The sequence below is a fragment of the Pseudomonas sp. PVC-3-1 genome, from assembly GCF_057444315.1.
The window spans coordinates 5,037,618-5,057,502 of record NZ_CM172023.1 but is presented as its reverse complement, the minus strand read 5'-3'; the positions used below and the strand labels follow the sequence as shown (position 1 = coordinate 5,057,502).

Below are 19,885 nucleotides of genomic sequence, written 5' to 3'. Positions count from 1 at the left end.
AGGGCCCGGCTCAAGTAGCCGCCTTACAAGCCGATAAAACCTCAAAGAATTGCTTGTTGCTCAAGGACGCCAACCATGCCCCTGTCCCGCCTCTCGATCCAGTGGAAGATCACGCTGCTGACCGGCCTCTGCCTGCTCTGCATCGTCTGCCTGCTGGTCGGTCTCTCGCTGTTCCGGATGAACCACGATGCGCAGCTGATCAAGGCGGCCAACGCAGACATGCTCAAGGACGCGGCCAAGTCGCGGATGCAGGCGCGCAGCGAGCAGCAGGCGGAGATCATCCAGCGCTTCTTCACCGACGTGTACCACTTCGGCAACCAGTTTTCCCGCCAGGTCAGCCAGTTGCGCGAGCAGTCCACCAAGCACGGCGCCGACACCGCCGTCGTGCGCAGGGACCTCAACCTGCTGGTGCGTGACAGCCTGAAGAGCAACCCGAACCTGCTCAGTCTCTACGTGGTCTTCGAACCCGATGCGCTGGACGGCCAGGACGCCAACTTCCACGACCAGGCCGACGCCGGCAGCAACGAGAAGGGCCGCTTCGGCGCCTACTGGGCGCAGAAGGCTTCCGGTGAGATGACCGGCCTGGCCGTGACCGAGGACATGATCGCCGACACCACGGCCATGCTCGACGGTAGCCCGTTCAACACCTGGCAGCTGTGCCCGCTGCAGACCCGCAAGGCCTGCGTACTCAACCCCTATTTCGACAGTGCGTCGGGCACCAAGGTGCTGATGACCACCGTGACCTTCCCGTTGATCGACCAGGGCAAGGTCATCGCCGTGATCGGTATCGACATCAGTCTCAGCCGCCTGCAGCAACTGGCTGCCGATGGCGATCGCCAGCTCTATGACGGTGCCGGTAGCGTGAGCATCGTCAGCCCCGCCGGCCTGCTCGCCGGCTACAGCAGCAACGAAGCGCTGCTCGGCCAGCCACTGGAAAAAGCCATTCCTGGCCAGGCCGCCGAGCTGCTTTCCCTGCAGGCCAGCGGCCGCCCGCAGGTGCTGGAGAAGGACGGCCAGCTACGCGTGGTCGAGCCGCTGCTGCCGATCCCGGACGCCACCAAACCCTGGGCTGTGGTGCTCGACGTCCCGCAGGATGTGCTGCTGGCGCCCGCGCTGGAACTGCAGAAACAACTGGATGAGCGCAATTCCAGCGGCGCACTGTGGCAGACCATCTTTGGCCTGATCGCTGCCATCGTCGGCCTGCTGCTGGTCTGGCTCACCGCCCGCGGCGTGACCCGCCCGATCCTCGGCGTCGCCGCCATGCTGCGCAACATCGCCAGCGGCGAAGGCGACCTGACCAAGCGCCTGGACTACGCCGGCAAGGACGAGCTGGGCGAGCTGGCCGGCTGGTTCAACCGTTTCCTCGACAAGCTGCAGCCAATCATCCGCGACGTGAAATCCTCGGTGCACGACGCCCGCGCCACCGCCGACCAGTCTTCGGAGATCGCCAGCCAGACCAGCGCCGGCATGCAACAGCAGTTCCGCGAAGTCGACCAGGTCGCCACCGCCTCCCAGGAAATGAGCGCCACCGCCCATGACGTCGCCAACAGCGCCGCCATGGCCGCCGACGCCGCCCGTGGTGCCGACGGTGCGACCCGCGACGGCCTCAGCGTGATCGACAACACCACCCGCCTGATCGACGAACTGGCCAGTGACATGAGCAGCGCCATGAGTCAGGTGGAAGGTCTCGCCGCCAGCAGCGAGCAGATCGGCTCGGTGCTGGAAGTGATCCGCGGCATCGCCGAACAGACCAACCTGCTGGCACTCAATGCGGCCATCGAAGCGGCCCGTGCCGGTGAGGCGGGGCGTGGCTTTGCGGTGGTTGCCGACGAGGTACGCAACCTCGCCAAGCGCACCCAGGATTCGGTGGAGGAAATCCGCCAGGTCATCGAAGGCCTGCAGAACGGCACCCGCGATGTGGTCGGCGCCATGAGCAACAGCCACCGCCAGGCGCAGGACAGCGTGAATCAGGTCGAACAGGCCGTGGCGGCGCTGAAGCGCATTGGTGACGCGGTGGGCGTGATCACCGACATGAACCTGCAGATCGCCAGCGCTGCCGAGGAACAGAGCGCGGTGGCCGAGGAGATCAACCGTAACGTGGCGGGGATTCGTGATGTGACCGAGTCACTGTCCAGCCAGGCGCAGGAATCGGCGCAGGTCAGCCAGTCGCTGAACAAGCTGGCGAACCATCAGCAGGGGTTGATGGATCAGTTCCGCGTTTGACGTCCGCACGCATGCTCTCGTAGGAGCGGAGCTTCTCCGCGATCCGCCGGCAAGGCCGGCGCCAGATCAGGTTCGCGAGCAAGCTCGCTCCTACAGAGAGGCGCCGGTGTTTCCTGTAGGAGCGAGCTTGCTCGCGAACCGCACGGCACCCAACCCTTCGCGGACGAAGCCGCTCCTAGGCAAAACCCATCATCAGCGCACGTCAAAGCTGTCCAATCCGCTCATCCAGATTGGCGGCTTTCGACATTGCCCGCACGCCCGCGCGGCGGGAACATCAGGGAACTCCAACAAGAACAACCCGGGAGTCCCAAGCGATGCGTTCCCATACCGCCGCCACGGCCGAGTTCGACTACCGCGCCACCGCCGACGCCGTCCTGGCCGGCAACCTCGATGCTCTCAATGCCTGTGTTGAATGCTGCGACCGCCATGCCATTCCCGGCCGCGTCGCGCTGTTCTGGGAGGGCAAGGACGGCGACAGCGCCTCCTACACCTTCACCCAGTTGAAAGAGCTTTCCGGCCGCTTCGCCAGTTTCCTCCACAGCCTCGGCGTGCGCCCTGGCGATGTGGTGTCCGGCATGCTGCCGCGCACGCCGGAGCTGCTGGTCGCCGTGCTCGGCACCTGGCGCCTGGGCGCCGTCTACCAGCCACTATTCACCGCCTTCGGGCCCAAGGCCATCGAACACCGGGTCAAGCTGGCCGGCAGCAAGGTGGTGGTCACTGACGGCGCCAACCGCGGCAAGCTCGACGAGGTACCCGACGCGCCCACACGGGTGACTGTCGGCGGCCCGAAGGGGCAGGGCATCCGCCATGGCGACTACAGCTTCTGGGCCGAACTGGAACGCCACTCGCCGGACTTCGAGCCGGTGCTGCGTAGCGGGGAAGACACCTTCCTGCTGATGTTCACCTCCGGCACCACCGGGTTGGCGAAGCCGCTGGCCGTGCCGCTGAAGGCCATCGTCGCCTTCGTCGGCTACATGCGCGATGCCGTGGGCCTGCGCGAGGAGGATTCGTTCTGGAACCTCGCCGATCCGGGCTGGGCCTACGGTCTCTATTACGGCGTCACCGGGCCGCTGGCCATGGGGCATCCGATCACCTTCTACGAAGGCGCGTTCACGGTGGAGAGCACCTGCCGCATCGTGCGCAAGTACGGCATCACCAACCTGGCCGGCTCGCCCACCGCGTACCGCCTGCTGATCGCGGCCGGGGAGGCAGTCTCCAAACCGCTCAAGGGGCGCCTGCGCGCAGTGAGCAGCGCGGGAGAGCCGCTGACTCCGGAAGTCATCCGCTGGTTCGCCAGCGAACTGGGCGTGACCATCCATGACCACTACGGCCAGACTGAGCTGGGCATGGTGCTGGCCAACCACCACGAACTGCAGCACCCGGTGCATATGGGGGCGGCTGGCTACTCCATCCCCGGCCATCGCGTGGTGGTGCTGGACGAGCAGGGTAACGAGCTGCCCGCCGGCCAGCCCGGCGTGCTGGCCATGGATCGCAAGCGTTCGCCGCTGATGTGGTTCGCCGGCTACCAGGGCATGCAGACCAAGTCCTTCGTCGGCGACTACTACCTCAGCGGCGATACCGTGGAGTTGAACGCTGACGGCAGCATCAGCTTCGTCGGTCGCGCCGACGACCTGATCACTACCTCCGGCTACCGTGTCGGACCGTTCGATGTGGAGAGTGCGCTGATCGAGCACCCGGCGGTGATCGAGGCGGCGGTGATCGGCAAGCCGGACCCGGAACGCACCGAACTGGTCAAAGCCTTCGTGGTGTTGTGTTCGTCCTATCGGCCGGGCGCGGAGCTGGCCGAGGAGCTACAACAGTACGTGCGCAAGCGACTGTCGGCGCACAGCTACCCGCGGGAAGTGGAGTTCGTCGACGAACTGCCCAAGACGCCCAGCGGCAAGATCCAGCGCTTCCTCCTGCGCAACCAGGAGATCGCCAAGCAACGCGAAGCGGCCGAGAAAGCGGCAGCTCACTAAATCCAGCGGAGAGACTTCATGCAGATCCAGAACAAGGTATTCCTCATCACCGGCGGCGGCTCCGGCCTCGGTGCGGCCACCGCGAAGCTGCTGGTGAGCGCCGGCGCCAAGGTGGTGCTGGCTGATGTCAACGCCGACGCCGGCGCCGCCCAGGCTGCCGAATTGGGCGAAGCCAACGCGCGCTTCATCCGCACTGATGTGTGCAGCGAGGTCGACGGCAAGGCCGCCGTTAAGCTTGCACTCGACACCTTTGGCGCGCTGCACGGCCTGGCCAACTGCGCCGGCGTGGCGCCGGCGGAGAAGGTCATCGGCCGCAACGGCGTGCATGGGCTGGACAGCTTCACCCGCACCATCAACATCAACCTGATCGGCACCTTCAACATGCTGCGCCTGGCCGCCGAAGCCATGGCGCAGAACCAGCCGGATGCCGGCGGCGAGCGCGGCATCATCATCAACACCGCCTCGGTGGCGGCCTTCGACGGGCAGATCGGCCAGGCTGCGTACTCCGCCTCCAAGAGCGCGGTGGTTGGCATGACCCTGCCCATCGCCCGCGAACTGGCGCGTTCGGGCATCCGCGTGATGACCATTGCCCCTGGCATCTTCGAGACGCCGATGATGGCCGCCATGCCCCAGGAAGTGCGCGACTCCCTCGGTGCCAGCGTGCCGTTCCCGCCACGCCTCGGTCGCCCGGACGAGTACGCCGCGCTGGCCCGCCACATCATCGAGAACAGCATGCTCAACGGCGAGGTGATCCGCCTCGACGGCGCCATCCGCATGGCCGCGAAGTGAGCAGGAGGAGAGAGTCATGAACGATCCCATCGTCATCGTCAGCGCCACCCGCACTCCCATGGGCGGCTTCCTCGGCGACTTCAAGGACGTCACCGCCGCCACCCTCGGCGCCGCCGCGATCCGCGCGGCCGTCGAGCGCGCCCGTCTGGGCGCCGAAGAAGTGGACGAAGCCGTCCTCGGCTGCGTGCTCGCTGCCGGCCAGGGCCAGGCGCCGGCACGCCAGGCGGTGCTCGGTGCCGGGCTCGCACGCGGTACGCCGTGCTCCACGGTGAACAAGATGTGCGGCTCGGGCATGAAGGCCGCGATGATGGCCCACGACGCCATCCTCGCCGGCAGTGCCCGCGTCGCCCTGGCCGGCGGCATGGAGAGCATGTCCAACGCGCCGTACCTGCTGGAGCGCGCCCGCAGCGGCTACCGCATGGGCCACGGCAAGGTGCTCGACCACATGTTCCTCGACGGCCTCGAAGACGCCTACGACAAGGGCCGCCTGATGGGCACCTTTGCCGAGGACTGCGCCGAGAAATACGGCTTCACCCGCGAGCAGCAGGATGCCTACGCGATCGCCTCGCTGACCCGCGCGCAGAAGGCCATGAGCGAAGGGCGCTTCAAGGACGAGATCGTCGCAGTGACGGTCAAGGCCGGCAAGGAACTGCGCGCCATCAGCGAAGACGAGCAACCGCCGAAGGCCAGGCTGGACAAGATTCCGACCCTGAAGCCGGCCTTCCGCGAAGGCGGCACCGTGACGGCGGCCAATGCCAGCTCCATCTCCGACGGCGCCGCTGCGCTGGTGCTGATGCGCCTGTCCGAAGCCGAGAAACGTGGCCTGACGCCGCTGGCGGCGATCCGCGGGCATTCGTCCTATGCCGACGCACCGAACCTGTTCCCGACCGCCCCGGTGGGCGCGGTTGAACGCCTGATGCAACGCACTGGCTGGGCGATCGGCGACGTCGATCTGTTCGAGGTCAACGAAGCCTTCGCCGTGGTCGCCATGGCCGCCATGCGCGATCTGGACATCCCCCACGACAAGCTCAACGTCCACGGCGGCGCCTGCGCCCTTGGCCACCCCATCGGTGCCTCCGGCGCACGGGTGATGGTGACCCTGCTGTCGGCGCTCAAGCAGTACGACCTCAAGCGCGGCGTGGCCTCGGTGTGTATCGGTGGCGGCGAGGCCACGGCCATCGCGGTCGAGCGTCTGGCCTAAGGAGCGAGACATGATTCCCAGCGAAGAAGACATCCAGATCCGCGACGTTGCCCGTCAGTTTGCCCAGGAGCGGCTGAAACCCTTCGCCGCCGACTGGGACCGCGAGCATCGTTTCCCGGCTGAAGCCATCAAGGAAATGGCCGACCTCGGCTTCCTCGGCATGCTGGTGACGGAGCAGTGGGGCGGCGCGCAGACCGGCCACCTGGCCTATGCCATGGCGCTGGAAGAGATCGCCGCCGGCGACGGCGCCTGCTCGACCATCATGAGCGTGCACAACTCGGTGGGTTGCATGCCCATCGCCAAGTTCGGCAATGACGAGCAGAAGCGCCAGTTCCTCGTGCCCCTGGCACGAGGCGAGATGATTGGCGCCTTCGCGCTGACCGAACCGCAGGCCGGCTCCGACGCCAGTTTCCTCAGGACCCGCGCGCGCCGTGATGGCGATCATTACGTGTTGAACGGCAGCAAGCAGTTCATTACTTCCGGCAGCCATGCCGGCCTGGTGATCGTCTTTGCGGTCACTGACGCGGCGGCAGGCAAGAAGGGCATCAGCGCCTTCATCGTGCCCACCGACACGCCCGGCTACCGCGTGGTGCGCGTCGAGGACAAGCTTGGCCAGCATGCCTCTGACACCTGCCAGATCGCCTTCGACGACGTGCGCATCCCCGCCAGCTATCGGCTGGGCGAGGAAGGGCAGGGTTACGCCATCGCCCTGGCGAACCTGGAGGGTGGGCGCATCGGTATTGCTTCGCAGGCCGTCGGCATGGCCCGCGCCGCGTTCGAATACGCCCGCGACTACGCCCACGAGCGCGAGACCTTCGGCAAGCCGATCATCCAGCACCAGGCCGTGGCCTTCCGCCTGAGCGACATGGCCACCGAAATCGCCGTGGCGCGGCAGATGGTCCATCACGCCGCCAGCCTGCGCGAGGCCGGCTTGCCGTGCCTGACCGAAGCGTCCATGGCCAAGCTGTTCGCCTCGGAAATGGCCGAGCGCGTGTGCTCCGCGGCGATCCAGACCCTCGGCGGCTATGGCTATCTGCAGGACTACCCGGTTGAACGCATCTACCGCGACGTGCGCGTGTGCCAGATCTACGAAGGCACCAGCGACGTGCAGCGGCTGGTGATCGCGCGCAGCTTGTAAAGGGTTCGCCGGCAGTCCCCGGCCTGTTCGTTGGACAGGCACTTCGGCAGTCCGGGGTCTGCGGGTGGCTTGTCAGGCGGGACGGATTGCTTTTCGTAGGAGCGAGCTTGCTCGCGAACAATGCTCACCGGCAATTTTGTGGCTGTTCGCGAGCAAGCTCGCTCCTACAGGTTGGCCGTGGCAAGTGGGCCAGGCGCAGGAAGGCGTGGAGCGCAGCGATACCCATCCACAGGCATCGCCTGAAACATCAGGCCCGCTCGGCAGCTTCGCGTGCTTCCCGCGCCGTCACCTGCTGGCACAGCTCGATGATCTGCTCGCGCATCCAGCGGTTGGCCGGGTCCTGGTCAGTGCTTTCGTGCCAGTACAGGTGGGTTTCCAGCTTGGGCACGTCATTCACCGGCAGGTCGACGAAATGCAGTCCGTGGTGGCGGGCGAAGCGCTCGGGCACGGTGACCACCATGTCGGTCTGCTGCACTACGGTCGAAGCCATCAGGTAGTGCTGCGAGCGCAGGGCGATCTTGCGCTGCAGGCCCATTTTGCCCAGCGACAGGTCGACATAGCCCAGGCCGCTGCGGCGGCTGGAAATCTGGATGTGTGCCACCGACAGGTATTCCTCCAGCGTCACCTTGTCCTTGGCCAGCGGGTGACCCTGACGCATGGCGCAGACGTAGCGGTCCTCCATCAGCTTGACGTGGCGTACCTGCGGGTCGGTATTCAGCGGAGCGTCGACGGCGAAGTCCAGGCGGCCGGCGGCCAGTTCCTTGGTGGTCTCGCGGCGCTTGGAGAGGAAGCTTTCGATGTGCACGTTGGGCGCCAGGCGACGCAGGCGCTGGAACAGCGGTGGCAGGACGATGGCCTCGGTGAGGTCGGTCATGCTGATGCGGTAGGTCTTGCTCGCCTGGGTCGGGGTGAAGGTGCGGCTTTCCTGCACCGAAACGCGCAGCAGCTGCAGTGCGTTACGCACCGGCCCGATGATGTTCTGCGCCATGGGCGTGGGCACCATCCCTTGCGCGGTCCGTACGAACAACGGATCGTTGAAGGTTTCACGCAGGCGGGCGAGGGCGTTGGAAACGGCGGGCTGGGTAATGCCGACAATCTGTCCGGCGCGGGTCAGGTTGGCTTCGGTGTAGATCGCGTCGAAGACGATGAACAGGTTCAGATCGACCTTGCTGAGGTTCATTCCAGGGCTCCCGCTTGTCATTGTTTTGGCCCGATCATACCCGAACCTGCGCTCAGGTCCATACGGGTTATGAATGTTCATTGATTCGGATAATAGGCTGGGTAAATGCCCTTGGCTGTTCTAGCATCATCACCACACAAACAACCGCCGCCAGAAGGTTAGCCCCCATGGATTTCGCTTATTCCGCCAAGGTTCAGGACCTGCGTGAGCGCCTTACCGCGTTCATGGAAGCCAACGTCTATCCCGCCGAGAAGGTGTTCGAGGAGCAAGTGGCCCAGGGTGACCGCTGGCAGCCCACGCAAATCATGGAAGACCTCAAGGTCAAGGCGAAAGCCGAAGGCCTGTGGAACCTGTTCCTGCCCGAATCGGAACTGGGCGCCGGCCTGACCAACATGGAATACGCGCCGCTGGCCGAGATCATGGGCCGCTCGCTGATCGGCTCCGAACCCTTCAACTGCGCAGCTCCCGATACCGGCAACATGGAAGTGCTGGTGCGCTACGGCTCCGAAGAGCACAAGCGCACCTGGCTGGAGCCGCTGCTGCGTGGCGAGATTCGTTCGGCCTTCGCCATGACCGAGCCGGGCGTGGCTTCGTCCGATGCCACCAACATGGAAGCCAACGCCGTGCGCGATGGTGACGAGTGGGTCATCAACGGCCGCAAATGGTGGACTTCCGGCGCCTGCGACCCGCGCTGCAAGATCATGATCTTCATGGGGCTGACCAACCCTGACGCGCCGCGCCACCAGCAGCACTCGATGATCCTGGTGCCTACCGACGCCCCCGGCGTGAAAATCCTCCGTCCGCTGCCAGTGTTCGGCTACGACGATGCCCCGCACGGCCACGCCGAAGTGCTCTTCGAGAACGTCCGCGTTCCCTATGAGAACGTGCTGCTCGGCGAGGGCCGCGGCTTCGAGATCGCCCAGGGTCGCCTCGGCCCAGGTCGTATCCACCATTGCATGCGCTCCATCGGCATGGCCGAGCGCGCGCTGGAACTGATGTGCAAACGCTCCGTGAGCCGCACCGCCTTCGGCAAGCCGCTGGCGCGCCTGGGTGGCAACATCGACCACATCGCCAACTCGCGCATCGAGATCAACCAGGCCCGCCTGCTGACCCTCAATGCCGCGTACATGATGGATACCGCCGGCAACAAGATCGCCCAGAGCGAGATCGCCCAGATCAAGGTCGTGGCGCCCAACGTCGCCCTGCAGGTGATCGACCGCGCCATCCAGATGCACGGCGGCGCTGGTGTCTCCAACGATTTCCCGCTGGCGTACTGGTACGCCATGCAGCGCACCCTGCGCCTGGCCGACGGCCCGGACGAAGTGCACCGCGCGGCCATCGGCAAGTTCGAGATCGGCAAGTACGTACCGCGTGACGCGCTGCGCAGCAGCCGCTGATCGCAACCCGCAATGAATGAAAAAGGCCCGCATCAGCGGGCCTTCTTCATTGCAGGGGCGTGGTGCTTTTCGTAGGAGCGGGCTTGCTCGCGAAGCACTTGGAGCGAGGAACGGCGCCGTTCGCGAGCAAGCTCGCTCCTACAAGGTAGGCCGGGCGCAACAAGGCCAGCTTGCGCTGGCCTTGTCGTTTCGTTCATGCCTCGGGTGAGGGTTCCGGCCTATCTATCCTGGCCTGCTGCTCCAGCCACCATTCTCGCCGGGTATGCAACTGTGCGGCAAAGGCGCGCGCAGCAGCTTCATGGGGGAAACGCAGCGCGCGACGACCGAGGCGGACCTGCCAATAGGCCCGGCCGCGAAACTCAACGGCTTCGATCCTCACCTCCAGCGCTTGCATGGATCCTCTCCTGGCTGACGATTTCCAGCGGTTCCTCGCCGGTTCTGCGGGTCTTGAGCAAGGATAGCAGTATGCCACCCGCCAAAAGGCCGAAGGTTACGCCAAGGGACAGGGCCGCGGGAACCTTGCCGATGAATCCGTGCAGGAAAATCTTCGTGCCGATGAAGACCAGGACCAGCGCCAGGGCGTACTTCAGGTAGACGAAGCGGTGGATCATCGCCGCCAGCGAGAAATACAGGGCGCGCAGGCCGAGGATGGCAAAGATGTTCGAGGTGTAGACGATGAACGGGTCCTGGGTGATGGCGAAGATCGCCGGCACGCTGTCCACGGCGAACACCAGGTCGGCGATTTCGATCAGGATCAGCGCCAGGAACAACGGGGTGGCGTAGCGCACCAGCTTGCCCGAGGCATCCGGCATCTTCACGAAGAAGTGATGCTCGTGGATGGTGTCAGTCATGCGGATGCGCTTGCGCAGGAACTTCAGCACCGGGTTATTGGCCAGGTCCGGCTCGTCGTCATGCTTGCTGAACAGCATCTTCACGCCGCTGAACAGCAGGAAGGCGCCGAACACGTACATGATCCACTCGAATTCCTTCACCAGCGCGGCGCCCAGGCCGATCATCAGCGCACGCATGACGATGGCGCCGAGGATGCCCCAGAACAGGACCTGGTGCTGGTAGCGGCGGGGGATGCCGAAGAAGCCGAAGATCATCGCCATGACGAACACGTTGTCCATCGATAGCGATTGTTCGACGAGGAAACCGGTGTAGTACTCCACCGCGCTGGTGGCGCCGAACTCGTACCAGACCCAGCCACCGAAGGCCAGGCCGCAGGCGAAGTAGCCGGCGGAAAGCATCAGGCTCTCGCGCACGCCGATCTCATGGTGATCGCGTTGCAGGACGCCCAGGTCGAGTACGAGCAGAAGAATCACGATGGCCAGGAAGGCCAGCCAGAACCAGGTGGCGGTTCCGAGGAATGGTTCGGTCAAAAAGGCGTGCAGAGCTGTCATTTGGCCCCTCCCTTAGTGTCGTTGTCGAAAAGTGACTCCGACATGGCGGTTGGCAACCGTCAGAGGGGCCCGGCGTCACTGGCGGGAAAATAGCAGAGCGGACGCCTCAGGCAAGCGATGGAACGTAACAAGTTCCTACATGACTTCGGGACTGAGGAATCAGCGTCTGAAGGAAAGTCTAGACGCTGATCCTCGGAAGGCTCGTAATTGGCCAGGCGATTCAGTAAACCCAGACCTCAACGCGGCGGTTCTTCACCCGTCCGTCGTTGTCGCTGTTGGCTGCCACCGGCAGGGCGTCGCCCATGCCGCTGATCTCGCGGAACATCACGCCTTCCTTTGCCAGCTCGCGGCGCACGGCCATGGCGCGCAACTTGGAGAGCAGCTCGGCGCGGGCCGGGTCCTGCTTCGGATCGCCAAATCCAACCAGCACTGCCTGCTTGTTCATCTTGCCGTTCTGCTGCAGGTAGGCGAGCAGGCGGTCGATGTCACGCTGTGCCTTGTTGTCCAGGGTGGCGCTGCCTTCGCGGAAGCGGAAGTTTACCGACAGGCGCTCGGCATCGCGCGCCAGGGCCTGGTAGTTCTCCGGCATGCTGGCACGCGGCGCCATCTTCACTGCCTGCACGCGCTGGCCGACGAAGCCGTTGGCGCTGACCAGCGCCTGGCCCTTGTCGCCCTGGGCGAATTGCAGCAGGGCGCGGGCCCAGCGGTTGGGCTCCTCGGGCTTCATGTAGAGGAACAGGCGGCGCGACAGTGGGTAGTCCTCGGTCGCGATCAGGGTGGTGGACGGCGCCATTGCCTGGGAGTCGCCATCGGCAATGCGCAGTGCCTTGGCCTTCTGGATCGACGACAGGCCGACGAAGCCTATGCCTTGCGGGTCCTTGCTCACTTCGGTCGACAGCAGGTCGCTGGACTCGAACCGCTGCACGCCACTGGCCAGTGCCTTGCCGTGGCTGGCCAGCACCAGCTCCTTGAAGGTATCGAAGGTGCCGGAGTTGTCGTCGCGGGAATACAGTCGGATGGCGCCGCCGCGCCCGCCGATCTCTTCCCAGGTCTTCACCTCGCCGGAGAAGATTTTCGCCAGCGTATCGGTGGTCAGCTCATCCAGCGGGTTGGCCGCGTTGACGATGATTGCCAGGCCGTCGATGCCGATTACCTGTTCGGCCTTGGCGCTGCGCAGGTTGCCCGACGCCGACAGACCCGCAACCTCGGCATCCTTGATCGGGCGCGAGGCGGCGGCCAGCTCGGCGGTGTTGTCCTTCAGGGCGACGAAACCGGTGCTGGAACCGTGCGCGGCGAGGTCGATGATGGCCTCCTTGCCGTCGGCAGTGCGGCCGATGATGCGCTGCTCGTTCTCCGTCTTGCCCGGCTTGGCGCTGACGTCGCTGTAGCCTTCGCTGACCAGCAGGCCCTTCACCAGCTCCGGCAGCAGGTGCGCGCCGATGGTATTGGAACCCTGGATGCGCAACACCGGCTCGCCGCCCTGGGACGAAGGCAGGGCGGCGAATGCCGACCAGGGGAATGCGTAGCAGATGAACGCGATAGTGAGCCAGGCGATGGTGACGGGCCAGGGTTGGGCATCGCTGGGGCTCGACTTGTACTGCATGGGTCAACTTCCATTTGAGGCATCGTTGGCGCGGCAGATTAAGTCGAAATCATTGCACCGATATGACGCTTCGCTGCAACGCGCGACTGTAGTCAATGTCGTCAGAAATTTCCGTCCAATTTCGGGATGTTTCTGATTTCTGGCTGCTTGGGGGCGTCGGTATACAGGGCGCTCCAGGTTGGCGTATGGGAGTGCAAGATGGACGAGATCATCGATTTTGCGTCGGTGCTGATGAAGCTGGTGATCATCCTGACGGTCATGCTGATGTCCTGCACCCTGGTCGTGCTGCCGGATACGGCCATGGCGCTGGCGGCGCCGATGCTGCTGCTCGTCGTTCCGCTTTTTGTATTCAGCACTGCGCTGGATCTGAGGGGAGTTTTCCTTCCCCGGTCAGAAAACAGCGCTGGGATAAAACCTCTGTTTCAGAGCCGTCGCGGCTAAGTCGGGAAAACGCGCATGTTGCCTACAGCAACTGGGGGCTTGTAGGGCGCTAATAGGAAAAAATCCTCGGGTTCTTCAGGCAAGCCTGATAACACCGATTCCGTGACCAAGCGAAACTTGCGCAGTTTCGAATGGTCCCGACGGAAGAAAATCATGACCTCACCCCACAGTGCTCCCAGGCCAGCAATGGTCGGCACCGAGCATCACGTCAAACTGATTCCGCTCGCCGTCCACCGTCCTGCCGCCCTGTCCTGGGGGCGCCCCTGGCGCAAGCATTCACTGAACCTGCCTGCGCCCAGGGTCATGAGGTTCCAGGGCCTGCAACTGCCGATGCAACCGTTGCGCTCATGGCTGCACCTGCTATCCAGGGCGGGGATGCTGGGGCGGCCAGCGCCACTACCGTTTTCGCTCCAGCCTGACGAGGATATCGATGCCCCGGCGGATATCGCTGATCTTGGCTTCGAGCTGTCCGCGGATATGCTGCTGGACTTCGCTCAGTTCGCCCAGGCAGCGCGGCTGAAGAGCGAGGAGGAGGGCGCCGCAGGCGACGTCGCGGACGAGGAGACGATCCTGTCTGCCCGGAGAGCAGAACCTTCAGGGTCTTTCGCGAGTACCAGCGAGGACGAAATACCGCCGTTCGGCCCGGCGGAGCCTGAGTCGCTGTCGCTGGACTCCATCATTGATCAGGACTTCCCGGAATTGCATGCGTCGGCTCAGCCGCCTGACGCCATGCCATCGGTAGAGCCTGCACCGCAGCAGACAGAGGTGCTAGCAGTCGATACAACGGACGAGCCGGAGTCGCTGGCGCCTGCCGAGCAATCCGTATCGGAAGTCGTTGAGCCGATCGCGGCACAACAGCTGGAAAACTCGTCGATTCGCGAGGCTGAGCAGCAAAGCGCACAGGAGGTCCGAGCGCTGTCCGAGGCGGAGGCGCTTGAAACCCAGGCAGCCATCTCATTGGAGGTGCTGGAAGCGCCGGGAGATATCGAGCAGCCCACACCAGTCGTGGGGCCGGCCGCCGAAACGAAAGTCGCGGGAACGATAGTCGTCACTGCGAGAGTGGCGCCGCGGGTGCCTGACGTCGTTGAGCCATCTGCGCCCGAGCCCCTGGAACACTGCGAGCCGGAGCGAGAGGAATTACCGGAAGTGGTCGCAGCGGATGTTTCCACAGCGCTGGAGCCTGCCGAGGAGATCACCTCGGCAGTAGCAAACGATGCCGGGCTCGCGTTGGCTGAAGCACAGCACATCGTCGAGGAACCACAGCCAACAGTGCTCGACGTTGCCGAGCAAACGGCCCCGCCGACGACCGCGCAAGGCATGCCGACAATGACAGAACTCGCTGAGCTGTCGGCCCGTAAGGTGCCGGAGGCTGCCATGCAGTGGGAGCTGGTAGAGCCCATCCAGCCGTCCGAGCGGATCGGCATCGCGGTCGAGGAGGTGGGGCTGCTTCCGAGCGAGCATCCCCAATCAGATGATCACGATGCCGATGAATGCTTCGAACCGATGATTTCGAGCCTGGCGGAGGCATTCGCTCTGCTGGCCGCCGCCGGTGGGCATGGCGAGCCTTGCGAAGAAATCCGGGTAGCGCAGTCGCACGACACCAACCTGTCGCCCGCAGAGCACGCAGTTGCCGCCCCGGAGGCGGCTGACAGCCCCCCTGAAACAGTGGCGCTTCAGGGAATATTGATCCAGAAGGAATCCGAAATGACCGAAATGCACGACGATGTAGTAGCCCAGGCCGATGTGCAGGAAAGCGCTATCCCGATCACCTCGGCTGAGTTGCAGGAAGTGGCGGCCACACTGAGCGTTCCCCATCTCGACGCTGACCCGGACGATGTCCTGTCCGATGTCCAGAACACCCTCAATTCGCTGGCCGGCATGGCGCAGGGTCTGACTCACCAGAAACAGGCGGCAGGTCGCTTGCAGGAAGAGCTGGAAGAGTGGAACAGCCAGCTTCAGGAACGTGAGCGTCTGACCGCCGACAAGGAAGAGCGTCTGCTGCAGATGGAGAGCCATCTCAAGCAGGCCAAGACCAACCTGGACCGTATGGCTGCCGAGAACAATCGCCTGCTGGCCGAGCGTAGTGAAGCGCTGAAGAACCTGGCTCACACGGTTGACCTGCGCGACAAAGCCACCGCCAAGCGTGCCGAATCCATTCAACTTGAACAGCAGCGTATCGACGAGCAACTGGCGGCCCTGCGTAGCCGCGCCGGTGAGTTGGACGAGCGCGAAAGCGCCATCAAACGCAAGAGCGAGGAACTGACCGTGCGCCTCAAGCAGCTGCAAAGCGCCAAGGACAAGTTCAGTACCATCGTCAAGAGTTTCAACGAAACCGTGCAGTTCAACACCACCTTGTCCGCCATTTCCAAGACGGTGACTGAGTAAGCCCAACGGCCGATGCGTTCAAAGGACGTATCGGCTGGCTTCATGCTTTGCAGAGTGGACCTCGCCGAGACATGGAATTGTCCGGTGGCGTCTATCTGTCCCGAACCAATTTTCACTCTGCAAACACCAGCGGGAATGCCGAGAAATCGGCTTGCAGGGCGAGGGCCAATTCGCCGATCTGTCTGGCAGACAGCAACACCGAGGCCTTTACAACAAGGAATAACATGGCCCGAATCGTACTTGTTGAACCCTCCCGGCGTGACTTCACGGCGCTGCGTCGATTCCTGCATACAAGCGGCCATCAGTGCGATCTGCATTTCAAGCTGGCGCGACAGGCGCTGACCCACTTGAAGGTCGGTGATTGCGAGCTTCTGATTGTGACGTTGGAACTCCCGGACATTCACGGGTTGGAGCTCGTCACGATGTTGCGGCGCGGTGGTCAGCTGAAATCCTCCACACCTGTACTGGTCTGCTCCAGTCTTGGCTCCTCGCTGAATATCCATCATGCCATCCGGACCGGGGTATCCGGTTTTCTGCGCGCGGACGATCGTCTGAGCCTGATCGGCAGAGCCGTGGATGCTGTACTGGCTGGCGGCACTATCTTTCCCGAACATCGCCGCGTGCCGGTCGGCGCTAACCCCAGGTTGGATTCCGCACTGGTCTTTCCGCCCCACCTGATTGCCGTTCTGCATGGCTTGCGCAGGGGATGCTCCGTCGCTTCCCTGGCGGAGCATCTTTCGTTGTCAGGGGCAAGCATCGGACAGCACAAGCGCCAACTGATGCGCAAGCTATCCGCCAATTCGCTGGATGACCTGTTTCGCATCAGCGAAGAGATCGGGCTCCTGTAGAGACGCGTGGCCCCTGAAGTGCCCTGCTCAATATTGCTCAATGGACGCCTTCTGCTGGGGTGCTCGATGGAATTCAGTGGCTCTTGCATAGTTTTCCTGCGGCCATGCAGGAATTCACTGACATTCAGCTGGGGGCCTCCTTGTAAGAATTCGACCTGCAACCTGCTTCGCGCCGTCAAATCCACGGAGTCGCGGGGCTAACCAATCACCTAACCATTGGCACGCTTCGGGACGCCGGGCGATGCGGGGGTTGACGTGAGGTCGATCACCCTCAGGGCAGTACGTTTCATGACATCAGATACGCATCAGTTCGAAGGGCAAGAGGATCATGGCGGGCTCGCCATGAATGCCTCGGGGCAATCCGAGCAGGCAACCATGTCTCTTGCAGCCGGCCAGATTGCCGAGCGAAGCAAGCCACTGTTCCGCTTCCCGAACGCCGTGTCGCTGCGTGCCAAAGGTTCGCCACGTCCTTCCCTGTCGACGGGGCATATTCCGAGTGAGGCGGAGGCAACCGCAGTGGAGAGCTCTGTCGACGAGAGCGGAACGGATGAGCCCGCCTGTACGGAGCCTTCAAAACAGTTCCAGTCGTTCTGCACGGACAGCGACCTGGCACAAGTCAGTGCGGTGCAGGGCGCGGAGCCACCGGCTCTGGAGGCCTTCGATCTATTGGAAAGAGACCTGGCCGAGCTGGCATCGGCTTGTTCCAGCATGGGGTCTGCCGCTGAACAGTCCCATGAATGCGCCGGCGCGGAGCGCGAATTGAGCGAGCCCCCGGCTCCGCTGAGCGCCGAGGCAGTTCTGCCGCAGATCAACTCGGTCGGCGCCCTCGATGCGATGGCGTCGGGTTTCGCAGTGGCCGGCAGTGCAGACCAATCGCTTTCTCCCCAGTCTCAATATTCCCACGAGGAACTCTCCACCATGAACGCACAAGCTCAATTCCAGCCTTCCGGGACCTCCGTCCAGTCCCCCGCCATGGAGACCGATGGTGTGCTGCTCGACGTACAGTCCACCCTCGACTCGCTGGCTGGCATGGCTCAGGGCCTGTCGCAGCAGAAGCTGGAAAACGTGAAGATGCGTGAGGCGCTCGAGGAACGTCGCCTGGCTACCGTTGAGCGTGAGCGCCAACTGGTCGAACGCGAAGACCGTCTGGCCCAGCTGGAGCAGCGTCTGCAGGATGAGAAGTACGAAATCGAGCGAATTGCCGAACAGAATGCCGCCGTGCTTGCCGAGCGCAGCAGTGCGCTGCAATCCCTGGCTGAAACCGTTGATGGCCGTGACCGCGCCACCAACAAGCGCGCCGAGGTTCTGAATCAGGAGCAGCAGAATATCGAGCGCCAACTGAGCCAGGTACGCGCCCGCACCCAGGAGCTGGACGAGCGTGAAATCGGCCTGCAGCGGCAGGGGGCCGAGTTGGCCGATCGCTTCAAGCAACTGCTCGACGCCAAGGAGCGCTTCGGTGTCATCGTCAGGGGCTTCAACGAGACCGTACGCTTCAACACCACCTACAGTGCGATCAGCCAGTCGGTTGCCACTGGCGACGAAGCCTGACATGGCGGCCTTCTGCTGTCGGTTCGACGGCAGCGGAGACGAAAAGAAAGCCCGGCACTGGCCGGGCTTTTTCATTCGCGGGTGTTACTTGAGTTGCAACCAGATCGGCGCGTGGTCCGAGGGCTTTTCCATACCGCGGATGTCGTAGTCCACGCCGGTTTCGGCGATGCGCCCGCGCAGGGCCTCGGAGGCGAGGATCACGTCGATGCGCAGGCCGCGCTTGGGGGTGTCCTCGAAGCCGCGGCTGCGGTAGTCGAACCAGCTGAAACGGTCGTCAACGCTCGGGTTCTGCAGGCGGAAGCTATCCACCAGGCCCCAGCCCTTGAGGCGGGCGAGCCATTCGCGTTCTTCCGGCAGGAAGCTGCACTTGCCGGTCTTCAGCCAGCGCTTGCGGTTCTCCTCGCCGATGCCGATGTCGCAGTCTTCCGGGGAGATATTGATGTCGCCCATCACGATCAGTTGCTGGTCGGGCTGGAAACGGGTTTCCAGCAGGTCCTGCAGGTCGGCGTAGAAGCGTTGCTTGGCGGGGAATTTCACCGGATGGTCGCGGCTTTCACCTTGCGGGAAGTAGCCGTTCATCACGGTAATGAGCTGGCCTTCGGCGTCCTTGAAGGTGCCCCAGATGAAGCGCCGCTGGGATTCCTCGCCGTCGTTGGGGAAGCCGCGCTGCAGCTCCAGCGGTTCCTGGCGGGACAGCAGGGCGACCCCGTAGTGGCCTTTCTGCCCGTGGTAGTGCACGTGGTAGCCGAGGGCTTCGATCTCCTCGCGGGGGAACTGCTCGTCGGCGACCTTGGTTTCCTGCAGGCCGATCACGTCCGGCTGGTGGCGCTCGATGATCGCCTGGAGCTGGTGGGGACGTGCGCGCAAACCGTTGATATTGAAGGAGACGATTTTCATCCTGGGCGCCCTGGCAAAAGCACGATGCTAGCCCAGGTTGGCCGACCCTGGCGACCCCGGCTAGGCGCTGCTAGGGTTTTGTGGCTGGACTCATAACCATAAGAAGAACTCACACGAAGAGGCGTCCGCATGCCTGATACCCTCGCCGAAGTCCGTCTGCTGGACGGCAACTACAGCGGTGAAGTCCGCTCGCTGCTGTACCACGCCTACCGCCACGAACCCACTTTCGCCTACCTGTTCGAGTCCGACCGCGCCGGATTTGACCAGCGCGTGCGTGCGACCGTCCGCGAGCTGGTCAACCAGCACTTCCTCGAGGAGCTGCCGGCGATCGGCCTGCTGATCGACGACCGCCTGGTGGGGGTGGCGTTGGTGGTTCCGCCGCAACGTCGCCTGGACGTCACCGAGAGCTGGTTCTGGCGCATGCGCATGCTGCTCACCACCGGGTTGGGTTGCACCCGGCGCTACCTGGACTACCACGCGGCCGTGCTCGGCTGCCTGCCACCCGGGCCTTATCACATCCTGCCACTGATCGGCGTGCACCCTGAGTTCCAGGGCAAGCACCTGGGCGAACAGTTGCTGGACGCGCTGCATGCCTGGTGCGCCGAGGACGGCGGTTCCCAGGGGCTGGTGCTGGATACGGGCAACGCACGCTACCTGGAGTTCTACCGACGCCACGGTTACGAGGAGCTGGGCGAGGTGGCGCTGGGGCCGATCCGCGAGCATGTGCTGTTCCATCCCACCCATGGGCACGAGGTGGTGAAAGCGTCTGCGGGATAGCCGGCGCTGTGAATCCTCAGACACCTCCTACGGCTTGAAGGAAGGCAATACGGGGAAAACCCGTGCTAGCATTTCG

Annotated in this window: 15 protein-coding genes; 11 read left to right on the top strand and 4 right to left on the bottom strand. The window is 64.0% G+C overall.

Going from position 1 to position 19,885, the window contains the following annotated elements; genetic code table 11:
* Positions 1-75: 75 nt before the first annotated feature.
* The 5 genes from AC2T4A_RS23215 (at position 76) to AC2T4A_RS23195 (ending at position 7,330) form a co-directional block, all read left to right on the top strand.
* Entirely contained in the window at positions 76-2,223 is a 2,148-nt protein-coding gene (locus tag AC2T4A_RS23215) for a methyl-accepting chemotaxis protein (protein ID WP_486741914.1), read from the top strand.
* A 314-nt stretch (positions 2,224-2,537) separates the two neighbouring features.
* Positions 2,538-4,202, top strand: coding sequence for an acyl-CoA synthetase (locus AC2T4A_RS23210; RefSeq protein WP_486741913.1), 1,665 nt, complete (start codon positions 2,538-2,540; stop codon positions 4,200-4,202).
* An 18-nt stretch (positions 4,203-4,220) separates the two neighbouring features.
* Entirely contained in the window at positions 4,221-4,991 is a 771-nt protein-coding gene (locus AC2T4A_RS23205; RefSeq protein WP_478379423.1) for a 3-hydroxyacyl-CoA dehydrogenase, read from the top strand.
* A 16-nt stretch (positions 4,992-5,007) separates the two neighbouring features.
* On the top strand, positions 5,008-6,192 hold the full coding sequence (locus AC2T4A_RS23200; RefSeq protein WP_486741912.1) for an acetyl-CoA C-acyltransferase: 1,185 nt from the start codon (positions 5,008-5,010) through the stop codon (positions 6,190-6,192).
* 10 nt (positions 6,193-6,202) lie between these two features.
* Positions 6,203-7,330: an acyl-CoA dehydrogenase family protein gene (locus tag AC2T4A_RS23195; RefSeq protein WP_486741911.1), complete on the top strand. Its 1,128-nt coding sequence runs from the start codon at positions 6,203-6,205 to the stop codon at positions 7,328-7,330.
* 247 nt (positions 7,331-7,577) lie between these two features.
* Here the strand turns inward: AC2T4A_RS23195 and AC2T4A_RS23190 are convergent, their stop codons facing one another.
* A complete protein-coding gene (locus tag AC2T4A_RS23190; protein ID WP_017518016.1) occupies positions 7,578-8,510 on the bottom strand; it encodes a LysR family transcriptional regulator in 933 nt (310 codons plus the stop codon).
* 167 nt (positions 8,511-8,677) lie between these two features.
* On the opposite strand from AC2T4A_RS23190, the gene AC2T4A_RS23185 reads away from it, so the two are divergent.
* Complete coding sequence (locus AC2T4A_RS23185; RefSeq protein WP_416746945.1) at positions 8,678-9,907, top strand: acyl-CoA dehydrogenase; 1,230 nt, start codon at positions 8,678-8,680, stop codon at positions 9,905-9,907.
* A gap of 359 nt (positions 9,908-10,266) precedes the next feature.
* Here AC2T4A_RS23185 and AC2T4A_RS23180 read toward each other — a convergent pair whose 3' ends face one another.
* Together AC2T4A_RS23180 and AC2T4A_RS23175 are read right to left on the bottom strand one after the other, a co-directional pair.
* Positions 10,267-11,310, bottom strand: a complete 1,044-nt coding sequence (locus AC2T4A_RS23180; RefSeq protein ID WP_416746947.1) for a TerC family protein — start codon at positions 11,308-11,310, stop codon at positions 10,267-10,269.
* A gap of 220 nt (positions 11,311-11,530) precedes the next feature.
* Positions 11,531-12,913 carry a substrate-binding domain-containing protein gene (locus AC2T4A_RS23175; protein ID WP_486741910.1) on the bottom strand — a complete coding sequence of 461 codons (1,383 nt, stop codon included), beginning with the start codon at positions 12,911-12,913 and terminating at the stop codon, positions 11,531-11,533.
* Between the two features lie 198 nt (positions 12,914-13,111).
* On the opposite strand from AC2T4A_RS23175, the gene AC2T4A_RS23170 reads away from it, so the two are divergent.
* The 4 genes from AC2T4A_RS23170 (at position 13,112) to AC2T4A_RS23155 (ending at position 18,135) form a co-directional block, all read left to right on the top strand.
* Positions 13,112-13,354 (top strand): hypothetical protein, encoded by a 243-nt coding sequence (locus AC2T4A_RS23170; protein ID WP_486741909.1) that lies wholly within the window; start codon positions 13,112-13,114, stop codon positions 13,352-13,354.
* Positions 13,355-13,507: 153 nt separating this feature from the next.
* Positions 13,508-15,739 (top strand): hypothetical protein, encoded by a 2,232-nt coding sequence (locus AC2T4A_RS23165; protein WP_486741908.1) that lies wholly within the window; start codon positions 13,508-13,510, stop codon positions 15,737-15,739.
* A gap of 71 nt (positions 15,740-15,810) precedes the next feature.
* Positions 15,811-16,587 carry a response regulator gene (locus AC2T4A_RS23160; RefSeq protein ID WP_486741907.1) on the top strand — a complete coding sequence of 259 codons (777 nt, stop codon included), beginning with the start codon at positions 15,811-15,813 and terminating at the stop codon, positions 16,585-16,587.
* A 255-nt stretch (positions 16,588-16,842) separates the two neighbouring features.
* Positions 16,843-18,135, top strand: coding sequence for a hypothetical protein (locus AC2T4A_RS23155; RefSeq protein WP_486741906.1), 1,293 nt, complete (start codon positions 16,843-16,845; stop codon positions 18,133-18,135).
* A gap of 84 nt (positions 18,136-18,219) precedes the next feature.
* Here AC2T4A_RS23155 and xthA read toward each other — a convergent pair whose 3' ends face one another.
* Positions 18,220-19,032 carry an exodeoxyribonuclease III gene (gene xthA, locus AC2T4A_RS23150; RefSeq protein ID WP_416746959.1) on the bottom strand — a complete coding sequence of 271 codons (813 nt, stop codon included), beginning with the start codon at positions 19,030-19,032 and terminating at the stop codon, positions 18,220-18,222.
* 129 nt (positions 19,033-19,161) lie between these two features.
* On the opposite strand from xthA, the gene AC2T4A_RS23145 reads away from it, so the two are divergent.
* Positions 19,162-19,809 carry a GNAT family N-acetyltransferase gene (locus tag AC2T4A_RS23145; protein WP_486741905.1) on the top strand — a complete coding sequence of 216 codons (648 nt, stop codon included), beginning with the start codon at positions 19,162-19,164 and terminating at the stop codon, positions 19,807-19,809.
* Positions 19,810-19,885 lie beyond the last annotated feature (76 nt).